The 22,082-nt window shown below is 44.5% G+C and carries 18 protein-coding genes; 2 read left to right on the top strand and 16 right to left on the bottom strand.

Annotation, left to right across the window (positions count from 1 at the left end; translation table 11 throughout):
* The first annotated feature begins 8 nt into the window (after positions 1–8).
* Entirely contained in the window at positions 9–1,421 is a 1,413-nt protein-coding gene (locus QEP08_RS11070) for a sigma-54-dependent transcriptional regulator (protein ID WP_285057932.1), read from the top strand.
* Positions 1,422–1,606: 185 nt separating this feature from the next.
* On the opposite strand, the gene QEP08_RS11065 is transcribed toward QEP08_RS11070, so the two are convergent.
* From QEP08_RS11065 to gatB, 9 genes are all read right to left on the bottom strand, one after another.
* Positions 1,607–2,563, bottom strand: a complete 957-nt coding sequence (locus QEP08_RS11065) for a BT_3987 domain-containing protein (RefSeq protein ID WP_285057930.1) — start codon at positions 2,561–2,563, stop codon at positions 1,607–1,609.
* An 18-nt stretch (positions 2,564–2,581) separates the two neighbouring features.
* Positions 2,582–4,423 carry a RagB/SusD family nutrient uptake outer membrane protein gene (locus tag QEP08_RS11060; RefSeq protein WP_285057928.1) on the bottom strand — a complete coding sequence of 614 codons (1,842 nt, stop codon included), beginning with the start codon at positions 4,421–4,423 and terminating at the stop codon, positions 2,582–2,584.
* Between the two features lie 8 nt (positions 4,424–4,431).
* On the bottom strand, positions 4,432–7,764 hold the full coding sequence (locus QEP08_RS11055; protein WP_285057926.1) for a TonB-dependent receptor: 3,333 nt from the start codon (positions 7,762–7,764) through the stop codon (positions 4,432–4,434).
* A gap of 253 nt (positions 7,765–8,017) precedes the next feature.
* On the bottom strand, positions 8,018–9,205 hold the full coding sequence (locus tag QEP08_RS11050) for a FecR family protein (RefSeq protein ID WP_285057924.1): 1,188 nt from the start codon (positions 9,203–9,205) through the stop codon (positions 8,018–8,020).
* A gap of 79 nt (positions 9,206–9,284) precedes the next feature.
* On the bottom strand, positions 9,285–9,842 hold the full coding sequence (locus QEP08_RS11045; protein WP_285057921.1) for an RNA polymerase sigma factor: 558 nt from the start codon (positions 9,840–9,842) through the stop codon (positions 9,285–9,287).
* Between the two features lie 164 nt (positions 9,843–10,006).
* The gene (locus QEP08_RS11040; RefSeq protein ID WP_285057918.1) at positions 10,007–10,729 is read right to left on the bottom strand and encodes an RluA family pseudouridine synthase; all 723 of its coding nucleotides are present in this window, start codon (positions 10,727–10,729) and stop codon (positions 10,007–10,009) included.
* Positions 10,730–10,789: 60 nt separating this feature from the next.
* Entirely contained in the window at positions 10,790–11,479 is a 690-nt protein-coding gene (locus tag QEP08_RS11035) for a response regulator transcription factor (RefSeq protein ID WP_285057915.1), read from the bottom strand.
* 105 nt (positions 11,480–11,584) lie between these two features.
* Complete coding sequence (locus QEP08_RS11030; RefSeq protein WP_285057913.1) at positions 11,585–12,694, bottom strand: TlpA disulfide reductase family protein; 1,110 nt, start codon at positions 12,692–12,694, stop codon at positions 11,585–11,587.
* Positions 12,695–12,716: 22 nt separating this feature from the next.
* On the bottom strand, positions 12,717–14,189 hold the full coding sequence (gatB, locus tag QEP08_RS11025; RefSeq protein WP_285057911.1) for an Asp-tRNA(Asn)/Glu-tRNA(Gln) amidotransferase subunit GatB: 1,473 nt from the start codon (positions 14,187–14,189) through the stop codon (positions 12,717–12,719).
* 154 nt (positions 14,190–14,343) lie between these two features.
* Between gatB and QEP08_RS11020 the strand changes: the two genes are divergently transcribed.
* Positions 14,344–14,733 (top strand): hypothetical protein, encoded by a 390-nt coding sequence (locus tag QEP08_RS11020; protein WP_285057909.1) that lies wholly within the window; start codon positions 14,344–14,346, stop codon positions 14,731–14,733.
* 96 nt (positions 14,734–14,829) lie between these two features.
* Here the strand turns inward: QEP08_RS11020 and QEP08_RS11015 are convergent, their stop codons facing one another.
* The 7 genes from QEP08_RS11015 to QEP08_RS10985 form a co-directional block, all read right to left on the bottom strand.
* Positions 14,830–15,615 (bottom strand): LamB/YcsF family protein, encoded by a 786-nt coding sequence (locus QEP08_RS11015; RefSeq protein ID WP_285057905.1) that lies wholly within the window; start codon positions 15,613–15,615, stop codon positions 14,830–14,832.
* Positions 15,616–15,618: 3 nt separating this feature from the next.
* The gene (locus tag QEP08_RS11010; RefSeq protein ID WP_285057903.1) at positions 15,619–16,575 is read right to left on the bottom strand and encodes a 5-oxoprolinase subunit C family protein; all 957 of its coding nucleotides are present in this window, start codon (positions 16,573–16,575) and stop codon (positions 15,619–15,621) included.
* Positions 16,565–17,251, bottom strand: a complete 687-nt coding sequence (pxpB, locus tag QEP08_RS11005) for a 5-oxoprolinase subunit PxpB (protein ID WP_285057901.1) — start codon at positions 17,249–17,251, stop codon at positions 16,565–16,567. The genes QEP08_RS11010 and pxpB overlap by 11 nt, the downstream gene beginning before the upstream one ends.
* A gap of 4 nt (positions 17,252–17,255) precedes the next feature.
* On the bottom strand, positions 17,256–17,546 hold the full coding sequence (locus tag QEP08_RS11000; RefSeq protein WP_285057899.1) for a hypothetical protein: 291 nt from the start codon (positions 17,544–17,546) through the stop codon (positions 17,256–17,258).
* Between the two features lie 151 nt (positions 17,547–17,697).
* Positions 17,698–20,346, bottom strand: coding sequence for a TonB-dependent receptor (locus tag QEP08_RS10995; protein WP_285057897.1), 2,649 nt, complete (start codon positions 20,344–20,346; stop codon positions 17,698–17,700).
* Positions 20,347–20,351: 5 nt separating this feature from the next.
* Positions 20,352–21,377, bottom strand: a complete 1,026-nt coding sequence (locus QEP08_RS10990) for a FecR family protein (protein ID WP_285057894.1) — start codon at positions 21,375–21,377, stop codon at positions 20,352–20,354.
* A gap of 56 nt (positions 21,378–21,433) precedes the next feature.
* Complete coding sequence (locus QEP08_RS10985) at positions 21,434–22,057, bottom strand: RNA polymerase sigma-70 factor (protein WP_285057892.1); 624 nt, start codon at positions 22,055–22,057, stop codon at positions 21,434–21,436.
* Positions 22,058–22,082: the final 25 nt, after the last annotated feature.

The following is a 22,082-nucleotide window of genomic DNA, read 5'->3' as shown; positions in this document are numbered from 1 at the left end:
CACACCACATGGCGAAACTGTTAATAATTGATGATGAGCGGGCGATAAGAAGCACATTACGTGAGATCTTAGAATATGAAAATTACGAAGTTGACGATATTGACAATGGTGTAGACGGACTTGATCTCATAAAGAAAAAGAAATACGACCTCGTTCTTTGCGACATCAAAATGAGCAAGATGGATGGTATGGAGGTGCTGGAACAGGCACTTGCCTATAGTCCTGATCTTCCTTTCATTATGATATCGGGCCATGGCACGGTTGAAACCGCGATAGAAGCCAGTAAGAAAGGTGCATTTGACTTTATCTCCAAGCCACCTGACCTGAACAGGCTGTTGATCACGGTTAGAAATGCGCTGGACAGGGGCACTTTGGTTACTGAAACCAAGGTACTGAAACGTAAGGTCAGCAAGACAAGGGATATCCTGGGTTCGTCTGATAACATCAACAAGATCAAAGAAACTATAGAACGTGTAGCCCCTACTGAGGCCCGTGTACTGATCACCGGTGCAAACGGAAGCGGTAAAGAGCTGGTAGCCCGTTGGGTACATGAAAAATCTAACCGTGCGGACAGCCCGCTTATAGAGGTAAATTGTGCGGCCATTCCTTCCGAATTGATTGAAAGTGAACTTTTCGGACACGAGAAAGGCTCATTCACTTCAGCTGTTAAACAGCGTATCGGTAAGTTTGAACTGGCAAATGGTGGTACGCTTTTCCTGGATGAGATCGGAGACATGAGCCTTTCAGCACAGGCAAAGGTACTTAGAGCTTTACAGGAACATAAAATTACCCGTGTGGGTGGCGAGAAAGAACTGGAGGTAAATGTGAGGGTGCTTGCGGCTACCAACAAAGACCTGATGAAGGAGATTGAGGAAGGCAACTTCCGGATGGACCTTTACCACCGTCTGAATGTGATCAACATCCACGTACCCCCGTTAACGGAGCGTACTGAAGATATCCCGGAGATCGCGCAAAACTTTTTGGAAGACATCTGCAAGGAATATGGTATGCCTGTTAAAAAGATCAGTGAAGGTGCGATAGCTGCACTGCAGAACCTGCCCTGGACAGGTAATGTGCGGGAACTGCACAATATGATCGAGCGTTTGATCATTCTGAGTGACAAAACCATTACTGAGCATGATGTAAGTGCATTTGCAAATCCGGGCGGTGGCACCAATATTGGTGCGGCTAATGGAAGCAACCATGCACCTGCAAACAGCAACGGAAGCGGCGGTGCTTTCAATTATGAAAAATTCAGCAATTTCCAGGATTATAAGGATTATGCGGAAAAGGAGTTCATCAAGTTTAAACTGGAGAAGAACAACTGGAATGTGTCTAAAACTGCAGATGACATCGATATTCAGCGCAGTCACTTGTATAGCAAAATAGAGAAATTTGGTCTGAAAAGGGTTGCGGATTAACTACAACCTTCTACTGGCCTGTAAATGAAAAGCTCCCCGATTACCGGGGAGCTTTTTTTATAACCTCACGTCATGCTGAATTTATTTCAGTATCCCGGAATAGAAAGTAACATCCTGCAAGGCCAGGATGCTGAAATAAATCAGCATGACGAGCGAACCAGATAGTCTCTTAGTACTATAGCCTCTTAGTATTTATAAACTACAAACTCAGCAAGGAACGTTAGATCCTGCTTGCCTTCAAGCATAGTGATCCTGATGTTCTTTAAAAATTGCCGGGTGATCGGGTATTCCTGATAACTCAGCAAACCGGGATTGAACTCGAGGTTATCACCCAGTGAAAACCAGGTAGTCCCATCCAGCGAACCCTCAAGTTTAAATTTGGTAAATCCGTTGGCATTATTCTGCCTTGGTGCCATAGCTATCTTCGTGACATAGATCGGTGTCTGCATATCGAAACTTAGCCAGTGCGGAAAGCTGCTGCGTGGCGCGGTATATCTCGAATGCCAGATCGTTGATAGGTTGCCATCCAACACTGCTGAAGCGAGTCCGGTATTCTCACCGGTAGGCTGTTCGGTTGAGGCCGAGGCCACCCATCCTGCAGTCGGTGCCGGCATTTCTTCCAGTTTCGGTGCAACAATAAAGATCGTTTTTGCTGTCGGATTGAGTGCGTAACCAGATGCCTCTGTAATGCTCAGCGGTAGCAGATAACTCTTTTCCGCATTAAATTTTGTAGAGTGGTACTTAACTGATACCAAATCAGATGACATCCCCCCCTTAGGGATCACCAGGTTCAGTTTGTCGATTTCATAAGAATCGGCCGGAAAAAGTTCATACGGATCGAGCGCAGAATTTACCCTGATCGCATTTAAACTATCGAGCGCCTTATGATCTATGGCCAGTTTGATGTTGATATTGTTGGCCGGATACCCCAGTGCACCTATCCCCGCGCCAAAAGTAAAAGTACGTGCGGTATCGGCATAAGGAAATATGGTTAAATTCTGAATCCCTCTGTTGGCTTTTGCAATAAAGATCTGCGCCCCTTCTTTGGAATCAGTTTCCTTTTCGTAGGAAGTATTCCTTTCACAGGCAGTGAACGATACAATTGCGAAAAGAAGGAGCAGGTTATGTTTTATGATGTTCATATAAATATTTATAAATGATTAATACCCCGGAAACTGAACCATTACTTTATTTCTGTCAGCTTCGTTCTGACCATAAGGCATGAAGTAGTAGCGTCTTTGCCATTGTGCCCTGTTGATGGCTGCAGTTCTTTTATGATATGCAGGATCTGAAAGTGAAGTACCAGCATCCATGTTCATTCCATAAAATGCACCCCCCTGATTGGATCCTGGTTTATCGGCAATTTTCCAGCGGCGCACGTCAAAATAGCGGTTACCCATCTCGAAACAAAGTTCAATACGTCTTTCCAGGCGTATTTCTTTGCGCAAATCGTCCTGTGAACCAGAGTTCAGGGACGGAAGTCCTCCCCTGTTGCGTACTGCATTTAAATATTTTAATACATCGGCATTGCCTGGTTCTGCTTCATTTAATGCTTCTGCATAATTTAAATACAATTCCGCAAGTCTGATTACCATGGCCGGTCGGGTAACGTTGACCGCAGGGCTGACACTGTAAGTCGGGTGCAGGTTTTTTCGCACAACATATCCCGTTTTGGGCCAGTCACGGGGTGCCCCTGCTTTTCCTGAAGTTCCGGTATTGAAAAACTCAACCCTGGAGTTGTTGGTACCGGTCTTTGCTACCGCCGGACTAACCGAGCCGTTGAAAGTAATGTCTGCATAAAAGCGTGCTTCTCTGTTGGTGTACATCGTATTCGTACCAGCTACGTAATATGGAGTAGCTGGTTTGTTGTATGTATTTTCGTTGTAATCCGGGTGGCCTGTAATGGCCATGCCATCGCTCATCCTGAAATCATCTACCAGGCTTTGTACCACACCTATTCCATTGTATGCTGTTCCTTGTGTAGAACGCGGCGCAATTCGAATTTCCCATCCGCTGGTCGCACTGGCGGTTCGTAACCAGATACCCTCTGTTTTCCATCCGTCCCAGTAAAGGTTTCGGGATGACAGGAAAGCTGCACGAAAAGGGTCTGCATCATTAACCTTGTACAGGGCTTTGTTTTGCGATTCTGCTAAATCAATTGCTGCTTTGGATGCATCTGCTGCTTTCTTCCATCGGGTGGCATCGTAAGTTGGATTTAACAATACTTTACCGTCAAGGTTCTTAAAATCAGAGAATTCTGAATTTCCATTGTACAATGGACTGGCATGGTACAACAAGATCTGAGATTCTACAGCTGTGGCGATGATCTTATTGATCCGTCCGGTCTGTGCAATGTCCAGATCAGTGGAACTGCCTACAGCAAAATTGTTCAGCGGCAGATCTGCTTTGGCTGCAGCGATTTCACTCAATACGAACGCAACGCTTTCGTCCCATGAACTTCTGGGAATCTGGAAGTCATCTTCAGGAGCCATTGATTTTAGTGGCATGATCACAACCGGACCAACTTCTTTCATCATGAGCCAGTAATAATATGCTCTTAAGAAGCGGGCCTCACCTTTATATTGTTTGATCAGTTCCGGACCATTTACCAAGGCCAGAATCTCCTGGTTGCCATCTATTCTTTCCAAAAAGATAGTCGCCGCACGGATGCGCTCATAATAGGCTGCAAATTTTGTAGGTGTAGTGCTGGGCGACATGGCCCCGCTCACCAGCGCAGGTGTGTTCCAGTTCGAAGCATCACCTTCATCGGTGGTGGTGAGAAATATGTATCCGAAATTATCCAGGTTCCAGGGATCAGGAACCATGCTGTATAATCCTGCCAGCCAGTTTTCAGTTTGCCCCCTGTTGGCAAAAATATCTTCTACCTTGGTAATGTTGTCCGGAACGGTATCAAAAAAACCTTTTTTACATCCCGCAGGCAGCAGCATCGCTAAACAAAATGCAATTGCCAGTATGTTATGATATATTTTGTTCGTCTTCATGGTTTATTTTATTGAAAGTTAGCGCGTAAACCCATATTGTATGTGGTGATGTTTGGATAAGAAGCTCCACGGCCATCTCCCAGTTCAGGATCCCACAATTTCCATTTAGAGAAAGTCAGCAGGTTGGTACCGTTGGCAAATATCCTGAGGCGTTTAATGGCCACTTTGGACAGGAACTTATTGTCAAAGTTGTAACCCAGTTCCGCACTTTTTAAACGGATATAATCGGCGCGCTGTACCCACCAGGTGCTGGTATAGTAGTTGGTAGTGATGTCCTGATTGGTGGAAAGACGCGGATAGAATGGCCTTGGATTCGGATTATCAGGCGTCCAGCGGTCATTAACAGAGGTGTACATATTGCCGTAAGACGGGCCCTGAGAAAATGGCGTAGTCCCAAAACCCCCTGCGTAGTTGAAATCCACCAGCGCTGCTCCCTGAAAGAACAAACTGATGTCAAATTTCTTGTAGCCACCACCAAAATTGAGGCCATATACGATACGCGGTACAGCCCCATAGCCTATACCCGTCTGGTCATTGGAATTGATCACACCATCGCCGTTCAGATCTTTGTACCGGATATCTCCCGGACGTACATCACCGGATTGAACGGCTGCATTGTCTACTTCTTCCTGGGTCTGGAACAGACCGGTGGCTATATAACCAAAGCGCTGGCTGATCGGCTGACCAATGCGGTTCAGATAATCATATCGCCATGGCGGCAAACCGTCAAATACCGCTAAGTTTTTATTATAATTGAATGTTCCCCTGAAGCTGAAAAAGCTTTGATCGCCAAAATTTTTGGTATAATTCATGGTAGCATCTATACCTTTGTTCCGGGTCTTACCAATATTGTTATACGGAATATTACCAACGGTAAATCCTGAATTGTAAGGGATTACATAGTTCGGCAAAAGAATTCCTTCACGCCTTTCCTTAAATAACTCAATAATAAACTGCAGGTCGTCTTTAAGGAAATTAAGTTCTATACCAAGATTTTGCCTGTAAGAGCTTTCCCATTTAACATCACCTCCGATGCGGCTTTCACCGTATCCATCGTAGCTTCTTGTGGATCCCGGTTCACCAAATGTATAACCATATCCGGTTCCGATAGTGGTCAGGTACAAAAACCTAAGGTCAGGGGTGTTTATATTATTTGACGAATTTCCGGATACACCGTAGGTGTAACGAAGTTTAAAATGAGAAATTACATCTTTAACCGGCTCAAAGAAGGATTCTTTGGACACAATCCAGCCCGCCCCTATAGACGGGAAAAGTCCATAACGCTTGCTTGGGACGAAGTTGTCAGATCCCGAGTAGGAGAAGTTTCCTTCTACAAAATAACGGTCTTTGTAGCCGTAAGTAGCACGGCCAACAAAATTACGCTGACGGTATGGAATAGCACCTTTATAACTGGTCACACGCGCTGTTGCATCGCTGTAATCCGACTGATTGAATAAAGCAAGTCCGGACACGTCATGATCACCAAATTTCCTGGAATAGTTTAATGCTGCTTCACTGTAAAAACGCCTGTCACCATACCTGGTATAACCATAGCCAAGATCATTGGTACCTGCAGTACTGATGGCAGTGATCAGATTTCCTTCTGTATCCCTGGTATTGCCAAAATAGGTCTGCACAGTTCTGGTACGGTTCAGGTTGTTGTTTACGTTTACGTCAAATGCAAACAATGCGGAGAAATTCAGACCCTTGGTAATCATATTCAGCTCCTGAGCAACTTTCAGGTTGGAGCGGACGGTATTGTTGTAGGTTGTCGTTACGCCCGACTGTGTAAGCGCCATCAGCGGACTGGGAAGTGTACCAGGCAACTGCGGCCATTGCCCGTTGGAGTAACGGGTAGGGATGATGTGCGGAGCAGAGCTGGTAGCAAGTGCAAAAAGCTCATTTACACCATAACCAGGCTGGTTAATGTTAGTGATAAAGCCGTTAACACCAAGATCCAGCTTGGTAGTTTTGGTGATGTTTACGCCTACATTACTGGTAAAACTGAACCTATCCATTTTAAGTGTGGAATTGTAGGACTGAACCTCATCGCGCTTGAACATCCCCACCTCGCCATAATAACCGGCAGAAATATAATAAGTCGCATTGTCTGAACCACCCCGCACATTTAAAGTAGCACGGTTGTTATTTCCATATTTATTGAACAATGTACCATACCAGTCTACATTTGGATAAATGTCCGGATCCTCGCCGGAAATATGCTTTGCAATCCGCTCTTCGGTATACAGTGGCGTCCTGCCACGCATGGTAAGTCCCTCATTGTACAAAGTCATGAATGACGGTCCGTCCAGGAACTTGGGAAGCTCAGTGAATTTACTGGTGCCCTGATTGATTTCCGCATTGATTGTGGGCTTTCCTGATTTGCCTTGTTTGGTAATGATGATGATTACCCCGTTTGCACCTCTGGTACCATATACCGCTGTTGCAGACGCGTCCTTTAGTACAGTGAAACTTTCAATGTCCTCAGGATCTATGTTATTGATAGACCTGTCCGGCACCCCATCTACCACCAATAGCGGCGTTTGCGGACTGGAAGAAAATGTTCCTATGCCGCGGATAAATATATCTGCAGCATCTGAACCTGGTGCACCTCCTCGCTGATAGGCCACAACCCCTGCCAGGCGGCCGGCTATTGCGGATGTCAGGTCCCTTACGGGAAGTTTTAATTCCTCCGGCCTTATGGTGACCTGTGCACCCACCAGACTCGCTTTCTTTTGTTTACCAAACCCTACGATGGCTACCTCATCAAGACTGCCTTCGTCTGGCACAAGTATGACATTAATGTCTACCCTATTTCGCACCGGGATGACCTGCTTTTTATAACCTACATAGCTAAATTCGAGTGAGTCAGTAGGCTCGACTTCAATGGTGTACTTACCATTGCCGTTCGTAACTGCATTGCGCTGTTCACCAGTCACCTTCACGCTTACTCCAGGTATGGGCATAGCCAGCTCATCTTTTACCACACCGGATACCTTCATAAACCTGAGGGCCTGTTGCGGCTTTGCGGTTACAGGATTGTCCTTAATTTCCTTGACCACTATGGATTTACCATCTATGGCATAGGTCAATCCAGTGTTGGTCAGCACGCTGTTGAGTGCAGTTTGGAGGCTTGCCTCCTTTAAATTTACATGAACAGGTTTTGCATTATCCATATTGGTCGATATGATAATGATGTTATATCCAGTCTGTTTTCTGATGGACTTTAGCACTTTGTCCAGCGATTCATTCTTTACATTGAGCGTAATCTTATTCTGCGCTAAACTGGCAGCATTTACCTGTAGCAGCGCTGATATGATTAAAATAACTGTCAACTTCATGATTAATAAGATTTTCTTATTCATACAGAAAGCCCCATACGAATCAGAGAGATAAATTTTCATACATTTGAATTGGTTTGGTTGTTGATTACCATTGCGCTGCAAACGCTTTGGTATTCAGGTTCGATTAATTGGTTTTGTTGATTCAAAATTTTGATAGGTAATCCAAACTTCTTTGACCAGGGGTGCGCGAACACTCCTGGTTCTTTAGCAAGGCTTCCCGGGCCATACTTTAGATACCGGTAAGTAGAGTTTACAGCATAACAGTGATCCTCCTTCCTTCTGTTTTAAATTTGAATTTATCAGTGCTTTCGAGCATTTTCAGCAGTTCGGGCAATTCAGTATTTCTGGAAATGGAACCCATTACTTTTACTTTATTGCTGATCCGGCCTGTGTAGGTGACTTCTACGTCGTACCAGCGCTCCAGCTTACGCATGATCATTTCCAGATTATCATTTTCAAAGGTAAAATAGCCGTTTTTCCAGGCGATGGCTTCTTCTGTATCAACCTCTTTAATGTTGATTCTGTTGTCTTTTACAGTTGATTGCTGACCCGGTTTTAGAATTACATCATCCAGTTCCATCGCTGCTTCGCGTTTTTGAGAGGAGGAGGAAGCGGTTATCTTAACACTGCCTTCAACAAGAGTGGTCTTAATACCCGCTTCGTCCTCATAAGCATTGATGTTAAAATGGGTACCAAGGACTTGTACTTCCTGCTGTTTGGAAACAACCACAAAAGACTTGGTTTTGGACTTAGCCACTTCGAAATAGGCTTCCCCTGTGAGTTCTACCTTTCTTTCCTTTCCCGCAAATTGAGACGGATATCTTAGAACTGAAGCAGCATTTAACCAGATTTTGGTTCCGTCTACGAGTGTGATCTGGTATTGCCCGCCTTTAGGAGCTTCAAGTGTATTGTATTTGAGCGGGTCACCTGCTTTTCCCGGAATCACTTCACAGGCAATCTGTCCGTTCGCGGTTTTGGTGATCTTTACACCGGCATGAACGGCCAGTGTACCGCTCAGGGTATCATTTAAGACGATCCGTTTTCCGTTGGACAGTGTTAGGTATGCCTTATTTCCGCCAGGCCTGGCTATGCTGGCCTGTTCACTTGTTTTGAGAGGCTGCTCCTGTCTTTTATACATCAGGAAGAACAATCCGGCTGCCACGACAATAAGGAGAGAGGCGGCAATACTTAGATAATGTCTTTTTAACCCGATAACTGATTTGTCTTTGTTTTCGTTTAGCGCCTTAATTCTCCTGGACTGGAGCGCAGTCCATATTTCTTTTCGGGTTTGGTCATAGTCGGGTTCATCAAGATCATCTGAGGTCATTTCCGACTGCTGATTGTACCAGTTTTCTACAGCAGCCTTCTCCTGAGGTGTACAGATCCCTTTTTTATATTTATCAAGCAGTTCTTCCTGCGCAGCGTTAAAGTCTTCCATTTTATATGAGCCCTTTTTAGGCTTAATTATGGGTATAACGACTTAGCTTAGCCCAGGGAGTAGATGAAATTGAATAAAATTAAAATAAAAATGCTCCCAGTCTTGCTTTGAGAATGTGCAGGGCATTGCTCACTTGCTTTTTGACCGTTTTATCTGATATCTGAAGGTATTCCGAAATCTCTTTATAGGATTTATATTCCCTGCGGCTCATCACAAAGATCTCCCGCATTTTAGGAGGCAGGAACTGGATTTCGGATTCAATTTGCCGGGCTAGTTGCCGCTCACGTACCAGGCCATCAGGGGGCTGAAGCTGACTTTCCATTTCATGCTGCAGACTTGCAAGGTATTTGGCTTTCACTTTGGAATGTTTAATATAATCCAGCACCTTATTGCGGGTAGCTGTATAGAGGAATGCCGCAAGTGGCTGAGTGATACCTGAGGTGCTTAATTTGGTCCACAACACCATGAATACCTCCTGTACCACATCTTTTGCTTCTTCATCATTCTGAAGCATCTTTCTTGCATGGCGATAAAGAAGTGCCCAGTATCTGTCATAAATGATTTCATATGCACTGTCATCTCCCTGCTGAAATGAAATCAGGACGTCTTCATCATCGGTGTATAAAAGTGTACTCATCTCAAACATTTAATTGTTATCAGCAACAGTGATTAAATCTGCCGACCCCCCGATCAGCAGTTCAAATGTCTATTAAATATTCTCAATTCGGGTTTTTGTGCTTAAAGTAAAACTATTAAATAATAGTACACAGTTCATACGCAAACGTTGCGCAACCGTTTGCGTTAAGCGTCAAACTTATCCAGCAGCTTGATCAGCGTGGCAAAGTCTTTTGGATATGGTGCGTCGATGAATATGTCTTTATCATCCAGGCCTTTGAAAGTAACGAACCTGGCATGCAGGGCAAACCGCTTCATGATGGGCTGTTCTTCATCGTCTTTGGCAATACGGTAGCCTTTCTTTATACCGGAAAGAAACACTGGCTTGCCTTTATACATGTGATCGCCGACGATAGCGGCGCGCTGGGTGGCGAGGTGAATCCTGATCTGGTGCATGCGGCCGGTTACAGGCTTACATTCCATCAAAGTATAATGTCTGTAATTCTTTAGGGTATTGAAATAAGTTTCCGCACGTTTACCTTCTTTTCTGTCTATCGTTACACTTTTATTGCCGTCATTGAGAATTGGAAGGTCAATAAACAGGTCCTTGAAAACGAATTGTCCGTCCACGACAGCATGATAAACCTTGTTGACCCTGCGCTTTTCAAATTGTATGGATACATGACGATAAGCTTCAGGCGTTTTGGCGATGATCATGGCACCGGAGGTCTCCTTATCCAGACGGTGTGCTACCTGCGCATCGTCGGCATATTGTTTGGCCAGGCGCAGAATATTTACTTCACCGGAACCACCGCGCTCATCCAGAGAGGCTACAAAAGGAGGCTTGTTTACAACGATATAGTCATCGTTTTCGAAAAGGATCAGGTCTTTAAAGGAAGGATATTTCACTCGGTAATTTTACGTAAAGCGCAAAAATACAAATAAATTACCGTGAGCCCATATATGAGGTTACGAAAGTTCGAATTTATAGCCCACACCCTTTACGGTAGCCACATAAGTTTCTCCCAGTTTTTCACGGAGTTTGCGGATGTGCACATCAATAGTACGATTGGTCACTACGACTGAATCCTCCCAAATGTTCTTTAAGATAGATTCCCTGGTATACACTTTTCCCGGTTTCGAAGCCAGCAGGTATAACAATTCAAATTCTTTTTTAGCGAGAACAACCTTTTTACCGTCCTGATAAACCAGGTAAGCTTCCCTGTCGATCACCAGGTCGCCAATTTCCACTTTATTATCAGAAACTTCATCAGTACTGGAATTTCTTCTCAATATGGCATTGATCCTGCTGACAAGTGCCCGTGGCTTTATAGGCTTAGCTATATAATCATCAGCACCTACATTAAACCCGGCTATTTCAGAATACTCTTCGCTCCTTGCCGTCAAAAACACCATGAACGTGCTTTTAAACTCAGGAATTGCCCTCATTAGGCGACAAGCCTCTATCCCGTCCATTTTGGGCATCATGATATCCAGGATGATTAAATCAGGATGAACTTTCTTAGCAACTGTGATCCCTTCCTGTCCATTATTGGCAAGAAAAACCTGATACCCTTCTTTCTTTAGGTTATATTCAATTAACTCTAAAATATCCGGTTCATCATCTACAATCAGTATCTTTTGTTTTACAGCGCTCATAGCTTTAATTATTTGTTACGAAAATAGGTAATCAATTATAATATAGCGTTAAACACATGTTAACAAATTGTTAATACCTACTTATATATTAACATGAATTTAGGCTTAGCGTAAAGTTTTACTTAAGAAAGCTTCAAGGTCCTCACCCCTAAGATTTTTAGCTACGATCATACCATTAGGGTCAAGCAGAAAATTACTTGGAATGGCTTCGATATGATACTTTCTGACCATATCTCCTTCGAAATCCTTCAGTTCTCCTGCATGGTTCCAGGTCAGCTGATCTTCAGCAATAGCCTTTTTCCAGGCTGTCGCATCTTTATCCAGTGAGACACCAAGTATGGTAAAATTCTTGTCCTTATAGGCATTGTAGGCTTTGACCACATTTGGATTTTCCTGTCTGCAAGGTGCACACCAGGAAGCCCAAAAATCGATCAATACATACTTTCCTTTAAAATCATCCCGCTTTACAGATTGTCCATTCAATCCCGGAACCGTAAAATCCGGAGCCGGATGCCCTACCTGTACCGTTTGCAGGCTGGCCATCTTGTCAACAAACTCAGTTACGGTCTTGTTTTTTTTCAGGTCTCCGCTGATCTTTCCTGCGAAAGCAACCATCTCCTTTTCATATTCAGCCGGGTTCAGCATATTTATGGCGTAAAAACCGGCCAGTGATTCTGTATTTTCATTGGCAAACTTAAGCACCGCAGCATTTAGTCCCGCCAACTCTGCGTTGTATTTAGGAGCAATCTGCTGCATGATCGTTTCGCGCTGGTCAGGCTGCTTCGACACGGCTTCATCAAATTGGGCCTGTATGGCCGCCATTCTGCCTAAATAAGCATTTTTTGAGGTATTTAATTCCTGCAGTTTATCAGCTTCCTTCCCCCCTGAAATGTTGTATGTCAGCATTTTATCAGTAAGATCAGCACTGATCTTAACGCCATCTCCATTTTCCGCAATGATCACATATTCGCTATGGCCCGCAGCAATCTTGAAGAACTCCACACCTTCAGTACTGTGGCTAAATTTAAACTCTCCTTTTTCTGAGAAAACTGTAGAATCAAGCGGCGACTGGTTGTTTTGCTGTACAGCGTACAGATAAACTTTGCTTTTCGGCTCGGCATTTTTAAATTCTCCGCTGATCACAAATTTACTTTTGTCTTTACATGATGCAAAAGCAACGCTGATCATTATCAACACATAGACTAATCTCTTCATAACGCTTGTTTATTTCTTATTCTTATTTTAATTTCTCTTGTACCAATTCATTTATTTTCTGGGGATTGGCTTTCCCTTTTGCCAGTTTCATGACTTCGCCGACAAAAAGGCCCAGCACTCCTTTTTTTCCTTTTTTATAAGCCAGCGCCTGCTGTTCATATCTGGACAACACTTCCTCTACAAATTTAACGAGTTCGTCGCCATTGTCCACGATCAGCAGGTTTAAATCTGCTGCAAGCTGCTGTACATCCACAGGTTCAGTATCTTTTTGGCTCAATAAAGCGGGCAGCAATTGTTGTAATGCGATCTGCTGGGTCAACATTTTATCATCCACCAGGTTGATCACATCTGCAAGCTGTCCGGGGCTTACTTTAAATTCTGCGATCGTTATGTTTCGTTCATTCAGCAAAGCCCTCACCGCGCCCGTCAGCCAGTTTACCAGGCTTTTGGGATTATTTACATTCAGCAAAGCCGCTGTAAAAAAGGCCAGCAGATCATGGTCTTCAGCAATTAATGTAGCATCTGCAACATTTACATCATAATCATGCACCAGTTGTTTACAGATCTCAGCGGGCAACGCAGGCATATCAAATTTCAGCTGTGCCAGCCATTCATCGGAGATGTGTACAGGCGCCAGGTCGGGATCGGGAAAGTAGCGGTAATCATTTGCTTCCTCTTTACTTCTCATGGGCGATGTTGTGCCCTGTTCGGCATCAAAGTTCAATGTGCTTTGCACAATCTTTCCGCCATTTTCCAGAACTTCCTGCTGTCTGCCAAATTCAAAGTCCATTGCCCTGCGTACGTTTCTGATCGAGTTCAGATTTTTCACCTCACAGCGGGTGCCATATTCCAGTGTACCCTTTTTACGGATAGATATGTTGGCATCGCAGCGCAAACTGCCCTCCTCCATATTGCCGTCACTCACATCCAGAAAGCGAACGAGCTTTCTCATTTCAGTCAGCAAAGCCGACGCTTCTTCAGAACTGCGGATATCAGGTTCGGTAACAATCTCAATCAAAGGCACTCCTGCCCTGTTCAGATCAACATAGGAGTACAGGTCATCCTGATCGTGCAGGCTCTTACCGGCATCCTCTTCCAAATGGATCCGGTTGATGCCGATACGCTTTTCTTCACCATTGCTCAGCGTTACGTTCAGAAAACCATTCTGGCAGATCGGCTTATTGTCCTGCGTGATCTGGTACCCTTTTGGAAGATCTGCATAGAAATAATTCTTTCTGTCAAAGTAATTGACCTGATTTATAGTGCAATTCAGTGCCAGGCCCATACGAACAGCCTTGGCGACGACTTCTTTGTTCAACTTAGGCAGTGCGCCCGGCAAAGCCAGTGAGACTGCAGAAATATGCTCATTGGGTTTCGCACCAAATGCAGCACTGTCTGCCGAGAATATTTTTGATTTTGTATTTAACTGTACGTGGATTTCCAAACCAGATACCAATTCATATGCTGATGCAGAAACTGCTGTCTTCGTACTCATTTATAGGCAATAATGTTACTTACTAAAGTTGATTCAAGGATACAAACATAACCATTTATGCGTTATTAACACATGATTGTAGCCATAATTATACTTGTGGCACAAGTTTTGAAAATTAATATTACAACACACAAACACTAAAACCGTTAATTCTATGAAAAGATTAATTTTATTGGCGATGCTCGGATTCGCATCAGCAATAGCAACAACAGCACACGCCCAGGTCAGTATCAATGTCAGTATCGGTTCCCAGCCAAGATGGGCCCCGGTATATTACGAGGAAGTAGCATACAGGCCGGTTGTTACACGGTATTATGCCCCGGCCCCGCGCTATGTTTCAGTACGCAGACATTACCGTCCGGCGCCGGTTTATTACAGCGCACCAAGACACTACAAACGTTACAAAGGCCATAAAGTAAAATACTACGGTGCTCCGAAACACCACTACCGTCACCGCGATGACAGGAGAGACAGATCGCGCTATCAATACAGAAGTGAAAGAAGAGACCCTGGTATTGAACGTATCATCAGGCCAAGAGGATAAAATTAAAGATAAAGAGCCTGCCTTATTGAATGTAATGGCAGGCTCTTCTATATATAAAATCTACCCAAACCAGGCAACCCCGGTTTATGGTTTTCTTCATTGAGGCATATGATGAGACAATGCTTTCAATCCTATATTCGCTTCTTTAAACACCGTATGAAGCCTGGCGGCAAATTCCACCGCATGCTTTCCATCACCATGCAGGCATATGGTATCAGCCTGCTTCGCTATTTCAGAACCATTCACCGTGGTGACCAGCCCTTCCCTCACCATCCGGAGCGATCGCGCAACCGCAAGATCTTCATCAGTGATCAGCGCATTGGCCAGGTTACGTGATGTCAGTTTGCCATTATCCTGGTAGCTCCTGTCGGCAAATACTTCGTTGGCTACTTTTAAACCAATTTTGGATCCTGCATTTATCAGCTCACTGCCCGACAACCCGTACAAAATTAACAGCGGATCCACTTTATAAACCGCTTCTGCGATGGCCTCTGCAAGACCGGCATTTTCAGCTGCCATATTGTAGAGTGCTCCATGAGGTTTCACATGATTTAAAGATCCCCCTTCAGATTTTGCGAAAGCATAAAGCGCTCCGATCTGGTAGACCATCATATCATAAGCCTCCTCCGCACTGATCGCCATCGTTCTTCTGCCAAAACCCTGGAGATCAGGTAATCCGGGATGTGCACCTATTGCCACACCATATTTTAAGGCCAGCCGGACCGTTTTCTTCATTACAGCGGCATCACCCGCATGAAATCCGCAGGCGATATTGGCTGATGTAACGTAAGGGAAAATGGCCTCATCGCTGCCAATCGTATAAACCCCAAAACTTTCACCCATGTCACAATTCAGATCGACAGTAGCTGCTGTATTTCCCATGATCTATATGTATTTAAATGTTATTGCCTGCTTCAATTGTTTAATCTGCTTTTCCCTAAGCAGCAAAGCCGCTCTGGCTTCTGCTAAAGTAACCAATCTGAACCGGATCTGTTGTCCGCTTTTCATTTGCGCCAGCCTGGTCAGATCAGCAGTGATTACCTGTAAAACACGCGGATAGCCCCCTGTTGTTTGATGATCTGCCATTAAAATGATTGCTGAGCCGTCCGGAGTGACCTGTACCGTTCCAAAACAAACAGCCGATGAAAGCATTTCTTTGGCTTCGGTCATTCGCAGCGCGGCGCCCTGCAGTCTATAGCCCATCCGGTCCGCGTCATTAGTGATCTGGTATTTTTCCTCCTCCAGCAAGGCCAGACTTTGCTCCGTAAACAAATGATATTCAGGCCCTTTTAATACCCTGATCATTTCACCATCAAGTTCAGGATAAAGTTTCAGGTCGAGCGACCAGTTGAACAGCTTTTCAGTACCCTTATAGATCCTGTTAAAAGACAATGTATCTTCATTTTTTAATGCCTGCCCCTTATAACCGCCAAACCCAGCCTTTAAAAAGGTAGAATAGCTGCCCAATACTGCATGCAGCTTAAAACCACCAAATACAGTAAGGTAGGTTCTGCAACCTTGTACCGCAGCGCCAAAGCTCAAAACCGAACCTTTTTTCACATACACGGGCCTCCACATCTTTACAGTCAGCCCATCTACAAGAGGGCTCATGTCCCCACCGGTCAGTGCAACCAGCTGGGCAGTCTCAAACAATATTTTAGGGCCCGGCAGTGTGCATTCCAAACCTGCCTCGCCCATTTCATTTCCCAGCAGTAAATTTCCTATCTGCAAGGCAAGGGTATCCATAGCGCCGCTTACAATGATGCCATCTTTCCTGTATCCGGTTCTTCCGAGATCCTGTACGGTTGTTTGTAAACCCGCTTTTATGATCTTAATACCCATCAACTTCTCCTTTCAGCATTTGAAACTCCAGCGCGTCAATCGCTACAAAACGAACCTTATTTCCCGCTCTGAGCAATGAAGGCTGTTCACGTTCCGCATCAAACAGGTCCAAGGGCGTCTGCCCGATGATCTGCCAGCCTCCGGGTGTCTCTATGGAATATATCCCTGTTTGCTGGCCTGCGATGCCCACCGACCCGGCAGGCACACTGTTGCGTGGTGTTTGCTTCCGCGGTACAGCGATCTTTTCATTCAGTCCACCCAGGTAGGGAAAGCCCGGCGCAAATCCGATCATATGCACCAGGTATTCACCTGAAGTATGCAAATTGATCACTTCTTCCTCTGTCAAACCAGCATGTGCGGCCACAAATGAAAGATCAGGTCCGCCATACAAAACCGGAATTTCTACAGTGACAGCAGTATCTTCCTCAGCTCCCGTCTCCGCGATCTCCTCCAGCATCTCCTGTAGCAGAGATTCTGTTGCCTGATAATCTGAAACCAGCGGATCATAAAAAATGGTTACCGTGGTGAATGCGGGCACATATTCAATAAAGCCTTCAAATGAGTATTCATCCAAAAACAAACATACCGTATGAATTAGCTGATGCGTTTCTTCGCTGATTTCCTGTCCGAATTCCAGCACTATAGCCGAATCTCCCAGGGGATAGATTTTATTCATGGGCTCAGAGATATAAGGAAAGCAGATCTTCCCATTCTGCTTCCAGCGTGTTGTCAGGTCTTTTCCTGCCGGCCCGGCGATACCAGTAATCGGCATTCCAGATGTCACCTTCCTTACGGTGCAGATAAGCATGTACGTGGGCAGACTGCGCGTCATCAAGATGATCGATCAGCGAATGCGCCCTTGCCCAGTTTCCTTTTCCATCATGCCACAAAGCCTGTATAAATAAAGGCAATCCCACTGGAATTTCACCATTCTGTATCGTTCTTTTAAATTCCTCTTTGTCCAAATCCATGCAGTTTATTGATATATACAAACATAACCTTTTGCGGACTCAATTAAAAGATTGTTTGAATACTTCGGATTCTCAAAACCATGCTGATCAGGCCTTTCCAGTTGCAGAACAACCGACTCCGGCTGCCCTGATCGCAGAAGCAGAAAGTCACTTAGTTCCCTAACCTGCGTTTTTCTTCCTCGTTACTCAGCTCGATTTTCTTGTTGCTGAATTTCTTACCGGAACTAAAGCTATAACTCACTGTCAGGCTGAATGTTCGGGTCGGCCGCTTCTGATAAAAGTCGATACGCGTGCTGTTATAAGTAGTATAATTCTTTTCCCTGAATGTATTAAACACATCGCTGGCATACAGACGCAGCTGAAGGGTTTTGCTGAGCAGTCTTTTAGACATACCAATATCCGTTATAAAACGGTCTGCGTGATGGGTATTGGCAGTGACATATGGCGAAGTATAATCCAGAGAAACATCGATATCAAAAAGACCTTTAAAACTGAAATCGTGCGCAGACCTTAAATACAAACTCGTTTGCCTGATCCTGAAAGTATCCAGCCGGTACGCAAGATTGTACAAAGCCAGCCCGTTGCGCACCGTCCACCAGGCATTGACCTTAACAGGCGCATCCACCGAAAAACCATACTCATAGCTGTTGCTGAAGTTCCGGGTCTGGTACTCAATGATATTATCCGAAACAGGGCTTGCCAGCTGCGCAATTTTATCGGTAGTGAGTGAATAATAGATTTCTGCAGAAAACCCCTTCCAGAACAAGCTTCCCAATTCTATTTTGTGGGTATATTCAGGCAGCAGGTCCGGATTTCCAAGCTGGGTCAGGTAGTTGTCAAACTGCAGCCTGTAAGGGTTCAGGTCTGCAAAAGAAGGGCGCTGCAGCCTGCGGGAATAACTGAAATAAAGGGAGTTCTTCTTCTCCTCATCCAGCTGCTGCGTGATAAAAAGTGAGGGAAATAATCCAATATAATTTCTGCTGAACCGCTCCCCGGAAGTAATGGATTCACCGTTCATACGTGTCTGTTCTGCCCTAAGTCCCAATTTGATATTCGTTTTCCCCTTTATCTTATTGATCGAAGCATATGCCATAGAAAGATATTCCGAGTAGATAAAATGGTTGCTCAGCTGCTTATTCACAACCCACTCTGTTCCAATGAGGTCCTCGTTCAGCACCTCGTTGTCACGTTCAGTAGAAACAAATTTGAGCCCCGCCTTAAATTCAAGATCACGGGGAAGCACTTTTGTAAAATCGGTCTGCACACTGTACAGATTAGTGCTATTCGGCGTGTTATTGCGAAAGGTTGAATTCTTTTCAGAAACCGTATACCGGGAATAAAAATCATTGAGTTCAGTCTTTGTATTCCGGACATAATCACCAATAACCTTTAAACCAGACCCCAGGCTATCCAGTTTAAGAACATAATTCAAAGTCGTGCTCCCCTGATACGGTTTCCTGAACCACTCCGACCTGGCAGATCCCGTCAAAGGCCGGCTGCTCCTGGTAAAATCAATTTCTGTATCAAAATATTGGTTGAGTTCCCCTTCTGTCTCTATCGTCTGCAAAGTCAGCGACTGGTTTTTTGACAGGTCATAAGCCACACCAAGCCTGTAAAACTCCCTGGAATTGTCATTGAACCTGGTGGTATGGCTCGAATAAAAGCTCTGGTCCGGATAGGTAATGTCATTAGTGGCTATATAATCACTCTTCTCCTTACCGAGAGAAAGGCTTCCAAAAAGATAAAGACTTTTGTATTTGTAATTGAGTGACATGTTGGTACCATAAGCAGGCTGTTTTTCCTGCTGCCGGTATTGTACTGATACAGAACCGATCAGGCCATCCTGCCGGGATTTCTTCAGGACAATATGAATGATCCCGCCAGACCCCGCCGCTTCAAACTCTGAGGGAGGATTGGAAATGATCTCAATCTTGCTGATATCCTCAGAGCGGAGATTACGGAGAAACTCCGCCAGATCGCCGGATGACATGCGCTGCACTACATCATTGATCATCACCATAACAGACTGGTTTCCTTTTAAAGTGATCGAACCGTCGCTGCCCACCCATACGCCCGGCGATTTCTGCAAAACTTCCAGTCCGTTAAATCCATTGGCCAGCGAACTGCCCTCAACATTTACAATGAACCTGTCTGCCTTACGCTCTATTGCCGGCCGTGTGGCAGTGACATTTACAGTAGCCAATGTCCGTTCCTCCTGTTTCATAACCAGGTGCTTTAAAGCCGAAGTATCCGGATAGACAAACGGGACGCTCAGCTCCTTATAACCAAGGCCCGACACTCTGATTTCATACCCGACAGCATTTTCAAAGGCATAACTAACCTGGAAATAACCGTTTTCATCACTTGTGCTCCCGCTCAGGTAAGTCTTGTCTTTTAATAGTCCGATCGACGCAAATGATACCGGCTTATCTGACTCGTCCGTCAGCCGGCCCTGTACCAAAACAGAACCCGCGCTTTTCCGGTCAGCTGCACGCAATGTCCTGCCACCGATAACAATCAGGTTTTCAGAAATCATTTTATAAAAAAGCCTTTTATCAGGAAGTGTTTCATTCAATATTTCAGCAACAGATTTCTGTTTCGCATCTATACTCACATAGATAGAATCAGCAACTACATCATCACTATAAACAATACTGTATCCGCTTGCATCCTGGATCTGCTGCAGTACTTTTTTAATGGGCTGTGCCTTTACCCCGATTGAAATGCGTTTGTTTTGCGCTATCGCCGATAACGAAACAAATATTGCCAGTAAAATAGCACTTAATACTCTATAGTTCATCTGGCCTATTTTATAATGACTTTTTGATCGGTGATCTGATAATCCAATGGATAGGAAAGCTTTAAAGCTTCAAGCGCGTCTCTGAGCGGCTCCGACCTGAACAATCCGCTGAACCGCTTATCTTTCAGCTGTTCGTTCTGGATTTCTATCTTTACATTGTACCTGACCTCCAGGTGCAGCGCAAGATCTTTCAGTTTTTCCTTTTTAAACACCAAAGTATCCTGCGTCCATTTAACATCAGTATTTTTCAGTTCCCCATTCATTTTCAGGACTTGATATTGCTCCTGACCCAGACCGTTTCCCGGTATAAAAACAAACTTCTCATTGGGCTTAAGCACGATGCTTTTTATCTTTTCCTGATGATCAGTCAGCTCTACGAGCCCTCTTATAAGTGCTATTTCTATATTTTTCGTCTGTCCATAAGCCTTCACATTAAAAGCCGTACCCTTAACATTAATGTTAATCCGGCCTGCATCAATTGACAAAGGCAGGCCCGGATTCCTGGCCACATCAAAAAAAGCTTCACCCTTCAGCGAGATTTTTCGGCTTACCTTACCAAAATCTTCATTATAAGTAACAGAAGACTGCCGGTTTAGCCAGACTTTGGTTCCGTCTTCAAGCGTCATGAATACTTTTTGATTTCCCGAATTGACCAATATGGTATTTTCCTGCGGTTCTTCCCTTTGATATTTAAAGAACATAAGTCCTCCGGCCAACAAAATAAAAACAACGGCAGCTATCTTCAGTACACGAGCATATCTGTTAAAATGACTGACCTTCAAATTTGCAAACTTATCTTCATGTGCATCAATTGATTTCCAGATCAGCTGAAGCTTGTCATCTAAATTATACTCATTACCAATGCCGGAAGCAAGCGCATTATTGACCTTAAAATATTTCGTCAGTTCTTCATCAAGCCGCCGAAACTCCGCATTGGAATTTACCGCATCATAAAATTCCCGTGATTCTGAAGGCGAAAGACCGGCATTGAGCTTACGGGTCAATAATTTTAAAAAAGCATCCCTCTTCATGATTTCTATGTTAATACCTAAAGGACAACAGCCGCAGCAGAACTACCTATGGCCGTTTAAAATAAAAAGTAAAGCAGATTTACGTTTAGTTTATGCTTTGCAGCGGTCGCAGGATTATATCCCAGATAACCAGTCAGTTCATCCGCCAATGTCCTGACCGCCTTAAAGACCTGTCCCTCTACCGTTCGTACCGATAAATTCAGGATCTCCGCTACCTCCCTGCATTTCAGCCCATCCAGTTTAACCATTGTAAAAATAAGCCTGCGCTGTTCGGGTAAGGCCGAAACTGCCTGGTCCAGTTTGGCCTGCAGCTGTTTATCCTCCATAATCGTTTGGGGCGAACAATAGACCGGAGCAGCCTGCTGCTCATCCGGGCTCCCGTCCAGCAAATTGAATTTGTTTCTACTTGTATTCCTGATGACATTTAAACACGCATTTTTCACAGACACATACAGGTATACTTTGGGATTGACTATTTTATCGAGTTCCACCCGCTTCAGCCATAACTTTACAAATAGGTCCGAAACCACCTCATCAGCATCTTCTTCTTGTCTGAGGTACGACGAGGCGAACCTGATGAGCAGCACATAGTAATTCTTAAAAAGTGAATCAAAGGCCCTTTTATCGCCGAGGGAGATTACTTTAAATAACTCTTTTAACTCTGTTTCCCCTTCAGCCATTGGTCGATGTGATGCCGTATTTTTG

The organism is Pedobacter ginsengisoli, assembly GCF_030244015.1.
In the GTDB taxonomy this organism is placed as follows: domain Bacteria; phylum Bacteroidota; class Bacteroidia; order Sphingobacteriales; family Sphingobacteriaceae; genus Pedobacter; species Pedobacter ginsengisoli.
Note: the sequence above shows the minus strand (reverse complement) of the source record. Positions and strands in the feature narration are given on the sequence as shown.